Below are 13,463 nucleotides of genomic sequence, written 5' to 3' on the forward strand. Positions count from 1 at the left end.
TTTACGATTGAAATAACTCTTGCTTGTCAATTTTCAACTCTCAGAACATCGGCGGATAGAAGGCTTCTTTGAGATGCTCTATCCTGAATGCACCCGGTTCGCCTACAGCCGTTATGATGTCGAAGCGGACGGGTGCATCCAAGCAGAAGTGCTTGATATAGGCATCGGCCGCTACGACAATACGTCGTATTTTCTGCCAGTTCACGGCATCCTGCGGCTCAATGTAATCCGTATTGCTACGGGTTTTCACTTCCACAATAATCAGTTCCTTATCTTTGTCGGCTACAATATCCAGCTCAAGGTGATTCTTCCGCCAGTTACGGTCACGTATGGTGTAACCGTTCTGTTCCAAGTATTTGGCAGCGGCGTCTTCACCGGCTTTTCCAAGAGTATTGTGTGCACTCATTATTCTGCGTGTCTGGCAGGCATCAGCATACCGTCGTGTCCAGGACGGAAGATAGCGGGCAACTTATAAGTTTTACCATCCAATGTATTGACCACTGCACTGCGCGTTTGGGGGGCTGGATTTGTACCGGTAATCAGTTCAATGGCCTTGGCATACAGAGGTTCTTCATTGTTTCCATAATCTTTATGAATATAGAATACACCTTGTTCGTTATAAGGATTGGTTTCATCCATCAATATATCGGGTTCAAATCCTTTTTCATACTCCCCGAATCCTTTGGCGTTATAGCTTTGGAAGGTGATAGGAACAACACGATATGTGTTATTCCGGACAGTGTACTCCTCATATTCCATACCTACGTTCTTACCAGTGGTCTTTTCACCTATAAGTATTACGTCCAAATCTATTCCTTCTAAGGAATTAATGACGAGTTCACTGGCAGAGGCCGTTCCATTTCCGACAAGGCAGTAGACGCGGGGAAGGTTGAGGCTTCCGGCTGATAAGGAAGTACCCAAGTTGGGATAACTGGAGTATGCAAATAATTCATCTTCCCGTTTGTTATTGAGTTTTGCCATTCTTTCATCATTGTATCGTAAACTGCTGAATACTTTACCTTGAGAGGCAGTACCGGCAATACAAGTTGCTATCAGATTAGCCGACATGGTATGCCCACCACCATTGTACCGCAAGTCCAGAATCAAATCTGTGACGTTCTTGTTTTTAAAATCTTTGAAAACATTGAATAATTCTTGGTCAAAGCCTGCCTCGAACCCAGAATAAACGAGGTAACCGATTCTATGTCCTTCTATATCTTCCTTGACATTACTGAAGATGACGGGGTTGTTGTATGTGGCTTTGGAAGTTATGGTGTATTCCTTTTGCCCGGTAATGGTGCCTCCTTCTACGACATCTTCTGTCAAAGTATAGTTGATAGTTGCATCTGGTGACAATATGTCGTAATAGAAGTTATTAATATTGTTATTATTTATCTTCTTTCCATTTATCAGGCTTATCATTGCTCCTCGTTTGAGTCCAGCTTCGGAGGCCGGTGAATCGGGATATACACCTTGGAGGCAGAAATAAATGGTATTTTCTGCTTGTGTGCCAATGCTTATGGGGGTTATACCGGTGATACCGAAACTATATGCCAGTTCCTTGTTTACAATTTTGGTGGTACGGGTTGAACTAATATTGGGCAATAGCTGGATATAAGAGAAAAGATTATAATATGTCTTGCCGTCGCTACCGACATATGTTTTTTTATCCAATGTATTGGTAGTCATACTTCCCAATGCATCATAGAAGAAGTCTTCATAGCCTTTGTTATGGTCAAGATTCAACGTTTTGTATTCATCGTTCCAGAGATACATTTCCCTCAGATATTCATCAACTTTTGCGTTAATCTCCATATCTTCAGTGGTTTGGGGAACACTGGTCCCCTTTTGTGTAACTTCAAAACTTGCAGGAGAATAGCCGTCTATATTAATGGAAATTCTGGCTGTCCGGTCGGTGGTGGAACTTGTACTTACAGATAATTTCAAGGTGCTTTGTCCTTTTGTACCCGAGGTCGTATTCAGTTTGCACCAATCCGCTCCTGAGGTGACGGAAGCTACCCATTTGGCTGCAGCATTGAAGCTTACAGACAACTCATTATCCTGGCTGATCTCCAGGGATTTTCCCTCTGTCCAACTCTGATTGGTTATGCCGGTATTAAGTTTATTATCGTCATCGTCACTACATGAGATAAAACTTATACTGAACAATGTGAGTAGAAAGAAACTAAGATAATTTACATGTTTCATACCTTTTAAATTTAGAACTCTCCAAAAATACGTTTTTAATTACTAAATTAAAATGTTTTTAAGAAATACTTTAAGTTTACCGGTCAAAAAAATATTTCAGTGCTATTTAAGTGTTTCCGATATAAAAATTACGTAGGTTCGTTTTGTTTTTACAGAAGTAAAAGTAATTTTGCAGGAAATATGAGAAAGAGAGATAAAACGTGTGCGAAAGCAACGCCCGAAGAACCGAAACGCGAGCAGCGCATGGTATGCCTGATGAGCGAGGAAGAGCAGCGGATTGTGGACCGTTATCTGGAGAAATACAAGATAACGAACAAGTCGCGTTGGCTGCGGGAGACTATTCTCATGTTTATCCATAAGAATATGGAAGAGGATTATCCTACTTTGTTCGGTGAGCACGACATGAGGAGGTGAAAATTAAAAATTAAAGGGGGTGGCGTTGGACGATAGCTATTATATGAAGCAGGCGCTTTTGGAAGCCCATAAGGCCGGTGAACGGGGAGAAGTTCCCGTAGGTGCAGTTGTGGTGTGCAAGGACCGTATCATAGCTCGTGCCCATAATTTGACGGAGACTTTGACGGATGTCACCGCCCATGCCGAGATGCAAGCCATTACCGCTGCCGCTGCAACTCTTGGCGGCAAATATCTGAATGAATGTACTCTCTATGTCACAGTGGAACCCTGCGTGATGTGTGCTGGTGCCATTGCCTGGGCGCAGATGGGACGTCTGGTGTTTGGTGCTGAAGATGAGAAAAGAGGGTATCAGCGCTATGCCTCGCAGGCATTGCATCCCAAAACACAAGTAGTAAAAGGAATTCTGGCAGATGAATGTGCCGCCCTGATGAAAGAGTTCTTTGCCGCCAAGCGCAAATAATCTCTAATCCTTTATCCCTAATCTCTACTCTTTGATTTCTTCAAAATCCACATACTCTCCCTCGTCTTTGGAGAACAGTTTCTTGTGGCGGGGGCGTATTTCACCTTCTTCAGTTTGTGCCTCCTCAGACGATTGTCTATTATCATTGTAGGAATACCCTCCCGGCTGGTAATTACCATTTCCTTTTTGGTAGGGACCGGAGTTGGAGGAAGTACGGCGTCCGCCCAATCCGAATATGTTCCGGATGACAGTACCGATAATGCTGAGGCCAATGAGCAGAATGGCAATTATGATGATGAATAAAAATCCTAAAATATGAAACATGGGCTAATGTCTTTTTATGTGTTCGTTTTCTGCGAACTTCAATACAACAACCGTGCCAAAGATTTGTTTATTTACTTTTCCTTGTAATAAGCGAAAGCAGTATATACCAGACGATGATTGCAGAAAAGCTGCAGATTCCCAAGAAGATGAGGAACGGAATGCAGACAAGCAGGAAAATGAAGCTTGTTTTATTGTCTTTCCATGACAGATTCTTGAATTTGAGTGAGAACATTGGAATCTCCGATACAAGCAGCCATGAGAAAAGGCAGACCAGCAGCAACAGATAAACCGGATGGAAATTGCTGCTCACCAGCCAGTCGTGAGCGCCCGTCACCAATGAAGCCCAGAACAAGGCGTTTGCCGGGACGGGAAGTCCTACGAAAGAGCTCGTCTGGCGGGTATCGTTGTTGAACTTGGCAAGCCGCAGTGCAGAGAATACGGACAAAAGAAATGCGAGATAGGGGAAAACGCCGGCCAAGCTTTCCATTGCGCCCGAATAGTCCATTTCCTTGAACAAGGAAAATACAATCAGGGAAGGGGCCACTCCGAAACTGACATCATCTGCCAGAGAATCCAAATCCTTGCCGATAATGGAGTGTGCGTCCAGTGCACGTGCCATCATGCCATCGAAGAAATCGAATACGGCACTGAAGATAATGAAAGCGAGTGCCCATTCATATCTGGCTTCGAATGCCATGACACAAGCAATACACCCGGAGAATAGGTTCAGGCAGGTCAGAGTATTTGGAATATGGCGGGTAATGCAGTTTGCCATTGTTGTTCTTTTATTATTTAAGTTTGGCTATCACAGTCTGATTGCCGGTAGTCAGTTGTCCTAGTTTAACGAATACTTCGGTGCCCAACGGTAGAAAGACATCCACGCGGGAGCCGAATTTGATGAAACCCATATGTTCGTCAATATAGCATTCCTCGCCCGGTTCGGCATAGGTCACGATGCGGCGCGCCATGGCTCCGGCTATCTGTCGTGCCATAATCTCCACGCCTTCCGGAGTTTCTATTACTACGGTGGAACGCTCGTTGTCGGTGCTGGCTTTGGGCAGCCACGCTTTCATGAACTTTCCGTTTTGGTGCCATACCTTCTTTACCGTGCCGTCTACCGGATACCAGTTGGCGTGTACATTGACCAGACTCATGAATATAGATACCATGATACGGCGGTCGTGGAAGTATTCGTTTTCCTCCACTTCTTCCACCACTACGATTTTACCGTCGGCAGGAGCTACCACGACTTTCTCCGTTTCTTGTCCGAACAAACGGATGGGGCAGCGGAAGAAGTTCACGAGTATGCCATATACTATGAGGCTGATGACCGCTACTACGTAAAAAGGAACTTTGCATTCCAATCCGAAGTAAAGGGCAGTGTTGACAGCCAGAATCAGAACCAGGCTGCCTGCCAATGTATGTGTTCCTTCACGGTGTATGCGTATCTTTTTTAATCTTTTTAATCGACCCATGTATATCGTATTTGCTAATTTAGATAGAAATTATCTGCAAAAATAGGCTTATTTTGAAAATCTAACAAGGATTTGGAGAGAGAAATGTGCATGTTGATAACTTTTTGGGAAATATTTTTGTTAGCTGTGATAGAGGTTGTAATTTTAGGCTCTCAATAGAAAGGATATATATGCAAGATTTTGTTCATTTACATGTCCATACCCAATACTCTCTTCTGGATGGTCAGGCAAGTGTCAGCAGGCTGGTTGACAAGGCCATGAAGGATGGTATGAAAGGCATTGCCGTGACCGACCATGGAAATATGTTCGGTATCAAGGAGTTCACCAACTATGTCAACAAGAAGAACAGCGGGCCAAAGGGGGAGATAAAGGACCTCAAGAAAAGGATTGCCGGTATTGAAAGCGGTGAGATAGAGTGTGAAGACAAGGAAGCGGAGATTGCCGATTGTCGTGCCAAGATGGCAGAAGCGGAAAGCAAGCTGTTCAAGCCGATTGTAGGCTGTGAAATGTATGTGGCCCGCCGAACCATGGATAAGAAGGAGGGGAAGCCGGACCAGAGTGGCTATCACCTGATTGTGCTGGCAAAGAATGAGAAGGGGTATCACAATCTGATAAAACTTGTATCGCATGCCTGGACAAGGGGATACTATATGCGTCCGCGTACAGACCGCAGTGAACTGGAAAAGTACCATGAGGGGCTGATTGTCTGCTCGGCTTGTATCGGTGGCGAGGTTCCTAAGAAGATTATCAATGACCAGCTGGAAGAGGCAGAAGAAGCTGTACGCTGGTATAAGAATCTGTTTGGCGATGATTACTATCTGGAGCTTCAGCGCCATAAAGCCACTGTTCCCCGTGCCAACCACGAAGCCTATCCGCTTCAGCAGAAGGCGAATGCCAAGTTGCTGGAGCTTGCCCGGAAATATGACATTAAGGTTATCTGCTCTAATGACGTCCACTTTGTGGATGAAGAGAATGCGGAAGCGCACGACCGCCTGATTTGTCTGAGCACGGGTAAAGATCTGGATGACCCTACCCGAATGCTTTATACCAAGCAGGAATGGATGAAGACAAAGGCTGAGATGAACGCCTTGTTTGAGGATGTTCCCGAAGCCTTGTCCAATACCTTGGAGATTTTGGACAAGGTGGAATATTATTCCATCGACCACGCTCCTATTATGCCTACGTTTGCTATTCCGGAAGATTTCGGAACGGAAGAGGGCTATCGGCAGAAATATACCGAAAAGGACTTATTTGATGAGTTTACCCAGGATGAAAACGGCAAGGTGGTGCTGGATGAGGATGCCGCCAATGCCAAGATAAAGCGTCTGGGGGGCTACGACAAACTGTACCGTATCAAGCTGGAAGCCGACTATCTGGCAAAGTTGGCATTCGACGGTGCTAAAAAGCTGTACGGTGATCCCTTGTCCGACGAGGTGAAGGAGCGTCTGGTCTTTGAGCTGTACATCATGAAGACGATGGGTTTCCCGGGATACTTCTTGATTGTGCAGGACTTTATCAATGCCGCCCGCACACAGCTGGGCGTTTCGGTAGGACCGGGACGTGGTTCGGCTGCCGGCTCGGCGGTGGCCTATTGCCTGGGCATCACGAAAATAGACCCGATTCAATACGACCTTCTGTTCGAGCGTTTCTTGAATCCCGACCGTATCTCTTTGCCTGATATCGATGTGGACTTCGATGATGACGGGCGTGGAGAAGTGCTCCGCTGGGTGACGGAGAAGTACGGGCAAGAGAAGGTGGCGCACATCATTACATACGGCACGATGGCGACCAAGATGGCTATCAAGGACGTGGCGCGCGTACAGAAACTGCCTTTGAGCGAATCGGATCGTCTGTGCAAGCTCGTGCCGGATAAGATTCCCGACAAAAAACTCAACCTGCCGAATGCTATCGCGTACGTACCCGAATTGCAGGCTGCGGAGGCTTCGCCCGATCCGCTGGTGCGCGATACGATGAAATATGCCAAGATGCTGGAAGGTAATGTACGCGGTACGGGTGTGCATGCCTGCGGTACTATTATTTGCCGTGACGACATCACGGATTGGGTACCCGTCAGCACGGCGGATGATAAGGAGACGGGCGAGAAGATGCTCGTAACCCAATACGAAGGTTCCGTCATCGAAGATACGGGACTTATCAAGATGGACTTCCTCGGACTGAAAACCTTGTCCATCATTAAGGAAGCCGTTGCCAATGTACGTCTGCACCGCGGCTTGGAACTCGACATCGACAAGATATCCATTTCCGACCCTGCTACCTATAAACTCTATTGCGACGGCCGCACCATCGGTACGTTCCAGTTTGAATCGGCCGGTATGCAGAAATATCTGCGTGAGTTGCAACCGAGCACTTTCGAGGACTTGATTGCCATGAACGCCCTCTACCGTCCGGGACCTATGGATTATATCCCCGACTTCATCGACCGTAAGTGGGGACGCAAGCCCATCGAGTATGACATCCCCATCATGGAGAAGTATCTGAAGGATACCTACGGTATTACGGTCTACCAGGAGCAGGTCATGCTTCTGTCGCGTTTGCTGGCGGACTTCACCCGTGGTGAGTCCGATGCCTTGCGTAAGGCGATGGGTAAGAAACTGCGTGACAAGCTGGACCACATGAAGCCGAAATTCATTTCGGGCGGACAAAAGAACGGCCACGACCCGAAAGTGCTTGAGAAAATCTGGGCCGACTGGGAAAAGTTTGCATCCTATGCCTTCAACAAGTCACATGCCACTTGCTATTCGTGGGTGGCCTATCAGACGGCTTTCCTCAAGGCCAACTATCCGGCCGAATACATGGCGGCGGTCATGAGCCGAAGTTTGGCGAATATTACCGATATAACCAAACTGATGGACGAATGCAAGGCAATGGGCATCAATACATTGGGGCCGGATGTGAATGAAAGTAACCTGAAGTTCACCGTGAACAAGGAAGGCAATATCCGTTTTGGTCTTGGCGCGGTGAAAGGGGTAGGCGAGGGTGCTGTGCAGAGCATCATGGAGGAACGCGAGAAGAATGGTCCTTTCAAGGGTATATTTGATTTTGTGCAGCGTGTCAATCTGACAGCCTGCAACAAGAAGAATCTGGAATGTCTTGCTTTGGCGGGCGGGTTCGACAGCTTCCCGGAGCTGAAGCGAGAGCAGTATTTTGCCGTAAATTCCAAGAACGAGGTCTTCCTCGAAACCTTGGTGCGGTATGGTAACCGTTACCAGGCCGACCAGGCTGCGGCTGCAAACTCCTTGTTCGGCGGTGAGAATGTGGTGGATATCGCCACTCCGGAAATACCGGTAGCGGAACGTTGGAGCGACCTCGACCGTTTGAACCGGGAGCGCGATTTGGTAGGTATCTATCTGTCCGCACACCCGTTGGATGAGTATTCCGTAGTTCTGGAGCATGTTTGCAACACTCACATGGCAGAGCTGGAAGATAAGACGGCACTTGTGGGACGCGAAATAACAATGGGTGGCATCGTGACCGCCGTGCGTCGCGGTATCAGCAAAAATGGAAATCCTTACGGCATAGCCAAGATTGAAGACTATTCCGGTTCGGCAGAGCTTCCTTTCTTCGGAAATGATTGGGTGACCTATCAGGGGTATCTGGGTGAACGTACCTTCTTGTTCATCAAAGCCCGTTGCCAGCCCAAGCAATGGCGGCAGGATGAGTTGGAGCTGAAGATAACCTCCATGGAACTGTTGCCTGACGTCAAGGAGAAACTGATTGAGAAGATAACCATTCTCATTCCGCTGAGTGTGCTGAACAAGGCTTTGATAACTGAACTGGCGGAACTGACCAAGGAACGTCCGGGCAGTACGGAGCTTTATTTCAAAGTCAGAGATGAGGATAGCAAGATGACGGTCGATTTGATTTCCCGTCCCGTGAAGCTTTCCGTGGGGCGTGAACTGATTACTTATTTAAAAGAGCGTTCGGATCTTGAGTTCAGGATTAATTAGTTATCTTTGTTGGAAAACGAAGATAGGCTGCATCTCAGCATAAAAAATGAACTAGTTCATTTTGTTTTGCATTCGGTTTGCACTATCTTTGCTTCGAAAGCGAAGGTTGATAAAACGCAATTGACAGTAAATTAATAATTATAGTTGACATTTAATATTAAAAGAAATGGCTTTAGAAATTACAGACAGCAATTTTCAAGAAATCCTGGCAGAGGGAAAACCGGTAGTTATGGATTTCTGGGCACCTTGGTGCGGCCCTTGTAAGATGGTGGGACCAATCATCGATGAATTGGCTACTGAATATGAAGGAAAGGTAATCATTGGCAAATGTGACGTGGATGAGAACGGCGACGTGGCTGCCGAATATGGTATACGCAACATCCCTACAGTCTTGTTCTTCAAGAATGGAGAGCTGGTGGACAAGCAAGTAGGTTCTGCTCCGAAATCTGCTTACGTGGCCAAGATAGAAGCGATATTATAAGGTACTATTTGACGATTTACTATTTACGATTTACCCTTTCGGCATCATAGCGCAGCCAAATAGTAAATCGTAAATCGTCAAATAGTCAATAACATTAACCCTTTAAGCAATAGTAAGTATGGGAATGGAAGACGATTTTTTGCAGAATGATGTCGATGATGAAAAGACCATCGAGTACATCAAGAATTATTTGCCGCAGGAGTTGAAAGAGAAGTTCTCTGACGACGAGTTCTATTATTTTCTCGATTTGATTGACGAGTACTATTCCGAGAGCGGCATCCTTGATGCACAGCCGGATGCGGATGGGTACATCGAAATTGATTTGGGGAAAATCGTGGACTATATTGTCAAGGAAGCCCATAAGGATGAGATGGGTGACTATGATCCGGAAGAAATCCTTTTCATCGTACAAGGTGAGATGGAATATACGGAATCTTTGGACGAAGAATAGTCTGTATCAAAAGTATAGGAAAATCGCGGATGAGCATGGCTTCATCCGCGATTTTTTGTTTTTATGTAACCGGTGGCGTATTCAGAAAAAAGAAGATGGACGTGCCGATGAGGATGACACCCAATACACCGTAGAACAGGCGGGCTTGTCGCCGCCCTACATTTTGTACGATAAACTGGGTGTTTCGGGCAGTAAAGAACCAGTTCCAGTCCAATATGGCTGCCAGCAAGGCGGTGATGCCCGCGACGGCAAAAATTCCTTGAACGATGTATTGGCTCATCAGAAATAACAATTAAGAATTAAAAATTAAAGCGGGGGAAAAGCATGCCTTATTCAAAGCTCTCTAACGTGACTTTCCGCTCTCCGTTCTCCACTTCTTCGATGGTGACCTTAATGGTGTTACCCGGCAAGAGCTCCTCTACCAGCTCCGGCCATTCTATGAAGCAGAGGGCGCCGCTGTAGAAGTAATCTTCGTACCCCATGTCATACACTTCTTCCAGTTTCTTGATGCGGTAGAAGTCAAAATGGTAAATCAGTTCGCCGGCAGTGTCGGAACGGTATTCGTTGACAATGGCGAAGGTAGGGGAGGTGATGACGTCGGAAACGCCCAATTCCTCGCAAACGGCTTTGATGAAAGTCGTCTTGCCCGCCCCCATTTTTCCATAGAGGGCGAAGACGGTATTGTCACCCATTTCAGCGATGAACTGGCGGGCGGCTTCGTGAATCTGGTCTAATGACTGAATTTTGATTTCCATTGTGTCTTTTGATTTAGCGTTGCAAATATAGCCAAAAACTTTTTCCCGTCTTGCAAATGGCATAGATAATGATGGAAAAGAATATAATGGATGCACCCGAGGGGACATTCAAGTAGAAAGAAATCATCAGCCCGCCCAGGCAACTGAGGTAACCGATGCCGATGGAAAGCCAGATGATGCGGTGGAACCGGTGCGAGAACAAGTTGGCGGTCATCTGCGGAACGGTGAGCAGCGAAATGACCAGCACGATGCCCACCATGCGCAGGCATGCCACGATGGTCAGCGCAATGAACATCATCAGTACATATTCGAATACCTGCACCGGAATACCTTGCGAGCGGGCAAACTCCCGGTCGAAGGCTACGTAGATGATGGGATGGAGATACAGCGCGAAAAACAGTATCAGCAGCAGGGCAAGCCCTCCCAATAGAGCGATGTCGCTCCAGGTAATCGTGAGAATGTTGCCGAAGAGATAGGCGGACAAGTCGGGTGCGAATCCCGGCGAGAGGAAAGTGAACATGATGCCCAGTGCCATGCCCAATGTCCAGAATACGGCAATGGCGGAGTCTTCCCGCATGTCCTTCCGTTTGCTGAGCCACTCTACACCGAAAGCGGACAAGACTGCAAACAAGGCTGCCGACAGAATGGGGGAAATGCCGGTATACAATCCCAGGCCGATACCGCCGAAGGAGGCATGCGTCAATCCGCCGCTGATGAACACCAGTCTCCGGGTGACGATGTACGTGCCTATCAGCCCGCAAGCAATGCTTGCCAGCAAACTGCCGATGAGGGCATGTTGGAAAAAAGTGTATTGCAGTAGCTCCATTTATTCAATTAAAAATTAAGAATTAAAAATTAAAAGTTGGATGTGGAGTGTTAGGAATGGGGGGTGAGACGGCGTTCGCCGATGATGAGGAACACTTCATCCTTGATGTTGTCCGGCAAGGCTATGCCACGCAGTTGCAGGCTGCGCACCCATCCGGCTACGTCCGTGTCTTGCATGGTGTAGAACACGTCGCGGAACTCGTCTTCCTGCTCGGGAGTATAGGCATCGGGAGCGGTGCCGATGTATTTGTCCAGTTCTTCGTCATCGTAATATTCTATTTGCTTGCTGACGGCTGCCAGCAGGCTGTCACGTTCGCAGATTTCATGCTGTCCGCAGCACTCGGCATCCACTTCCTGCACTTCGGGCATGGCGTCCAGTTCGCCGCGGTCTATCTTCTTCTGCAGTTTCCGGTTGCGTATAATTCCGGCTGTGGCTGCCACGAGGGCAAGGGCAATCAGGCTAATAATCAATATCCACATGGGCTTCCTTTTCTTGAAAAACATGTTCCATTAATAGAACGGACAAAGATACATATTGTTTTTTGTACGACAAAATAATGATTCAGATTGCAGGTAGTAGATTACTTCCACCCGACGCAGGCATTACTTGCTTGGAACGCAGTATAAAACTACTTTGGATGCATCCTAATCTTAGAATGTATCCTTTATTCCTAAGAATAAAGGTTATATTCTTAAGAATAAAGGCTGTATTTCTTGGAATAAAAGCTTTATTCTAAGATTGCATTGCATCTTGGCAGACTTTAAATCCCGCCTTTTGCAAGTCTTGCCAGTAAGCAGGGTAAGATTTGGTAACGACCTGTGGTTCATTTATCCGTATTTGGGGCAGTACAAGGCAGGCGGGGGCAAATGCCATGGCCATACGGTGGTCTTCGTAGGTGGCGATGACGGGGTCAGCGTCTGCCGGGCAGCGTTCGCCATCCCACAACAAGATGCTGTCTTGCTCGGAGCGCACGACGTAACCCAGTTTACGCAGTTCCGTAATGAGGGCGGTGATACGGTCGGTCTCCTTTATTTTGAGGCTTTGCAGTCCAGTGAAGCGGAAAGGGATGTCCATCAGGCAGCAGGTGACGACAAAGGTCTGCGCCAGGTCCGGGATGTCCACCATGTCTTCGTCGAGACGGGTGGCGGGAGTACCCTTACGGATCAGTTTTACTCCCCGGTCTGTATATTCGGTATGGACGCCGAGGCGGGCAAAGACTTCCGCGCCGCGGCTGTCGCCTTGATAGCTGTGGGCGAAGAGACCGAGCAGTTCGATTTCTGCCGTGTGCGCTTCTTCCTTCGTGCTGTCTTCACTTTCTTTCGCGCTACTTCTGTCTCCCCCTTTCATTTTTATTTTTTCATTTTTAATTCCTTCTATTGCCATCATCTGATACCAGTAAGAGGCGGCGCTCCAATCGCTTTCCACGGTGAAAGGAGTATCTGTGTATCCGCCGGGGCTGACGGTGATACAATCTTTGGAGGCCCAGTCGGCTTGGGCACCGAAGTCGCGCATCAGTTGCAGGGTCAGGTTGATGTAAGGGCGGGAGATGATGTCGCCCGTTAGGTGCAGGCGTAATCCTTGGGGGAGTACGGCGCCAATCATCAGCAGGGCGGATATATATTGGGAACTTACATTTCCGGCAAGGGATATTTCTTCGCCTTTCAATGCTGTGCCGGTGATGCGTAGTGGGGGGAAACCTTCGTTCCCGACGTATTCAATCTGAGCACCGAGTTCGCGCAAGGCGTCTACCAGTATGCGGATGGGGCGTTGCTGCATGCGTTGTGTACCGGTGATGATGCGGGTGCCCGGAGTTACGCTGAGGTAGGCGGTGAGGAAACGCATGGCGGTGCCGGCGGCAAGGATATCTATATGTCCGGGATTTCCGTCGAGGGCACGGGTCATCACCATGGTGTCGTCACAGTCGCTCAGATTGCAGGGCAGGATATTGCCATGGGCAAGGGAGTGGAGGATGAGGGCGCGGTTGCTGATGCTTTTGGATGCCGGGAGTTGTATGGCGGCATGCAGGGCGATAGGGGCAGAAATGGTATATCGCATGGTCGTATTTGTTAAGTTACGGTGGTAAGGAGTTTTTTTATTGTCA

At 47.6% G+C, this 13,463-nt stretch carries 15 protein-coding genes; 5 read left to right on the forward strand and 10 right to left on the reverse strand.

Annotation, left to right across the window (positions count from 1 at the left end; all coding sequences use genetic code 11):
• Positions 1 to 40 precede the first annotated feature (40 nt).
• Entirely contained in the window at positions 41 to 406 is a 366-nt protein-coding gene (locus tag DW800_RS11105; protein WP_119958068.1) for a YraN family protein, read from the reverse strand.
• Positions 406 to 2,208: a S41 family peptidase gene (locus tag DW800_RS11110; protein ID WP_008665734.1), complete on the reverse strand. Its 1,803-nt coding sequence runs from the start codon at positions 2,206 to 2,208 to the stop codon at positions 406 to 408. The genes DW800_RS11105 and DW800_RS11110 overlap by 1 nt, the downstream gene beginning before the upstream one ends.
• Positions 2,209 to 2,388: 180 nt before the next feature.
• On the opposite strand from DW800_RS11110, the gene DW800_RS11115 reads away from it, so the two are divergent.
• Positions 2,389 to 2,622 (forward strand): hypothetical protein, encoded by a 234-nt coding sequence (locus DW800_RS11115; RefSeq protein WP_005824205.1) that lies wholly within the window; start codon positions 2,389 to 2,391, stop codon positions 2,620 to 2,622.
• 25 nt (positions 2,623 to 2,647) lie between these two features.
• A complete protein-coding gene (locus DW800_RS11120; protein WP_009037193.1) occupies positions 2,648 to 3,082 on the forward strand; it encodes a nucleoside deaminase in 435 nt (144 codons plus the stop codon).
• A gap of 24 nt (positions 3,083 to 3,106) precedes the next feature.
• On the opposite strand, the gene DW800_RS11125 is transcribed toward DW800_RS11120, so the two are convergent.
• The 3 genes from DW800_RS11125 to DW800_RS11135 form a co-directional block, all read right to left on the reverse strand.
• Entirely contained in the window at positions 3,107 to 3,406 is a 300-nt protein-coding gene (locus DW800_RS11125) for a DUF4834 family protein (RefSeq protein ID WP_005824202.1), read from the reverse strand.
• 67 nt (positions 3,407 to 3,473) lie between these two features.
• Entirely contained in the window at positions 3,474 to 4,181 is a 708-nt protein-coding gene (pssA, locus tag DW800_RS11130; RefSeq protein ID WP_005835110.1) for a CDP-diacylglycerol--serine O-phosphatidyltransferase, read from the reverse strand.
• Between the two features lie 13 nt (positions 4,182 to 4,194).
• On the reverse strand, positions 4,195 to 4,881 hold the full coding sequence (locus DW800_RS11135) for a phosphatidylserine decarboxylase family protein (RefSeq protein WP_005835112.1): 687 nt from the start codon (positions 4,879 to 4,881) through the stop codon (positions 4,195 to 4,197).
• A gap of 170 nt (positions 4,882 to 5,051) precedes the next feature.
• On the opposite strand from DW800_RS11135, the gene dnaE reads away from it, so the two are divergent.
• The 3 genes from dnaE to DW800_RS11155 all read left to right on the forward strand — a co-directional run bounded on the left by dnaE (position 5,052) and on the right by DW800_RS11155 (position 9,781).
• Positions 5,052 to 8,849, forward strand: a complete 3,798-nt coding sequence (dnaE, locus tag DW800_RS11140) for a DNA polymerase III subunit alpha (RefSeq protein ID WP_009037192.1) — start codon at positions 5,052 to 5,054, stop codon at positions 8,847 to 8,849.
• A 166-nt stretch (positions 8,850 to 9,015) separates the two neighbouring features.
• Positions 9,016 to 9,330: a thioredoxin gene (trxA, locus tag DW800_RS11150; protein ID WP_005824191.1), complete on the forward strand. Its 315-nt coding sequence runs from the start codon at positions 9,016 to 9,018 to the stop codon at positions 9,328 to 9,330.
• 118 nt (positions 9,331 to 9,448) lie between these two features.
• Positions 9,449 to 9,781, forward strand: coding sequence for a hypothetical protein (locus DW800_RS11155; RefSeq protein WP_005824189.1), 333 nt, complete (start codon positions 9,449 to 9,451; stop codon positions 9,779 to 9,781).
• Positions 9,782 to 9,842: 61 nt separating this feature from the next.
• Here DW800_RS11155 and DW800_RS11160 read toward each other — a convergent pair whose 3' ends face one another.
• The 5 genes from DW800_RS11160 to DW800_RS11185 form a co-directional block, all read right to left on the reverse strand.
• Positions 9,843 to 10,061 (reverse strand): immunity 17 family protein, encoded by a 219-nt coding sequence (locus tag DW800_RS11160; RefSeq protein WP_081027348.1) that lies wholly within the window; start codon positions 10,059 to 10,061, stop codon positions 9,843 to 9,845.
• A 49-nt stretch (positions 10,062 to 10,110) separates the two neighbouring features.
• On the reverse strand, positions 10,111 to 10,536 hold the full coding sequence (gene tsaE / locus DW800_RS11165; protein ID WP_117703512.1) for a tRNA (adenosine(37)-N6)-threonylcarbamoyltransferase complex ATPase subunit type 1 TsaE: 426 nt from the start codon (positions 10,534 to 10,536) through the stop codon (positions 10,111 to 10,113).
• Positions 10,537 to 10,549: 13 nt separating this feature from the next.
• Positions 10,550 to 11,362, reverse strand: a complete 813-nt coding sequence (locus DW800_RS11170) for a metal ABC transporter permease (protein ID WP_016274158.1) — start codon at positions 11,360 to 11,362, stop codon at positions 10,550 to 10,552.
• Between the two features lie 50 nt (positions 11,363 to 11,412).
• A complete protein-coding gene (locus DW800_RS11175) occupies positions 11,413 to 11,841 on the reverse strand; it encodes a hypothetical protein (protein ID WP_035450311.1) in 429 nt (142 codons plus the stop codon).
• A 253-nt stretch (positions 11,842 to 12,094) separates the two neighbouring features.
• Positions 12,095 to 13,417 carry a 3-phosphoshikimate 1-carboxyvinyltransferase gene (locus tag DW800_RS11185; protein WP_117588679.1) on the reverse strand — a complete coding sequence of 441 codons (1,323 nt, stop codon included), beginning with the start codon at positions 13,415 to 13,417 and terminating at the stop codon, positions 12,095 to 12,097.
• Positions 13,418 to 13,463 lie beyond the last annotated feature (46 nt).

Source organism: Bacteroides sp. AM32-11AC, from assembly GCF_003603515.1.
Classification (GTDB): Bacteria; Bacteroidota; Bacteroidia; order Bacteroidales; family Bacteroidaceae; genus Bacteroides; species Bacteroides uniformis.

Bases quoted from the DNA above. Each gene is read 5' to 3' on its own strand.
- DW800_RS11105 (WP_119958068.1), bottom strand. From the start codon at position 406: ATGAGTGCACACAATACTCTTGGAAAAGCCGGTGAAGACGCCGCTGCC.
- DW800_RS11110 (WP_008665734.1), bottom strand. From the start codon at position 2,208: ATGAAACATGTAAATTATCTTAGTTTCTTTCTACTCACATTGTTCAGT.
- DW800_RS11115 (WP_005824205.1), top strand. From the start codon at position 2,389: ATGAGAAAGAGAGATAAAACGTGTGCGAAAGCAACGCCCGAAGAACCG.
- DW800_RS11125 (WP_005824202.1), bottom strand. From the start codon at position 3,406: ATGTTTCATATTTTAGGATTTTTATTCATCATCATAATTGCCATTCTG.
- pssA (WP_005835110.1), bottom strand. From the start codon at position 4,181: ATGGCAAACTGCATTACCCGCCATATTCCAAATACTCTGACCTGCCTG.
- DW800_RS11135 (WP_005835112.1), bottom strand. From the start codon at position 4,881: ATGGGTCGATTAAAAAGATTAAAAAAGATACGCATACACCGTGAAGGA.
- dnaE (WP_009037192.1), top strand. From the start codon at position 5,052: ATGCAAGATTTTGTTCATTTACATGTCCATACCCAATACTCTCTTCTG.
- trxA (WP_005824191.1), top strand. From the start codon at position 9,016: ATGGCTTTAGAAATTACAGACAGCAATTTTCAAGAAATCCTGGCAGAG.
- DW800_RS11155 (WP_005824189.1), top strand. From the start codon at position 9,449: ATGGGAATGGAAGACGATTTTTTGCAGAATGATGTCGATGATGAAAAG.
- DW800_RS11160 (WP_081027348.1), bottom strand. From the start codon at position 10,061: ATGAGCCAATACATCGTTCAAGGAATTTTTGCCGTCGCGGGCATCACC.
- tsaE (WP_117703512.1), bottom strand. From the start codon at position 10,536: ATGGAAATCAAAATTCAGTCATTAGACCAGATTCACGAAGCCGCCCGC.
- DW800_RS11170 (WP_016274158.1), bottom strand. From the start codon at position 11,362: ATGGAGCTACTGCAATACACTTTTTTCCAACATGCCCTCATCGGCAGT.
- DW800_RS11175 (WP_035450311.1), bottom strand. From the start codon at position 11,841: ATGTGGATATTGATTATTAGCCTGATTGCCCTTGCCCTCGTGGCAGCC.
- DW800_RS11185 (WP_117588679.1), bottom strand. From the start codon at position 13,417: ATGCGATATACCATTTCTGCCCCTATCGCCCTGCATGCCGCCATACAA.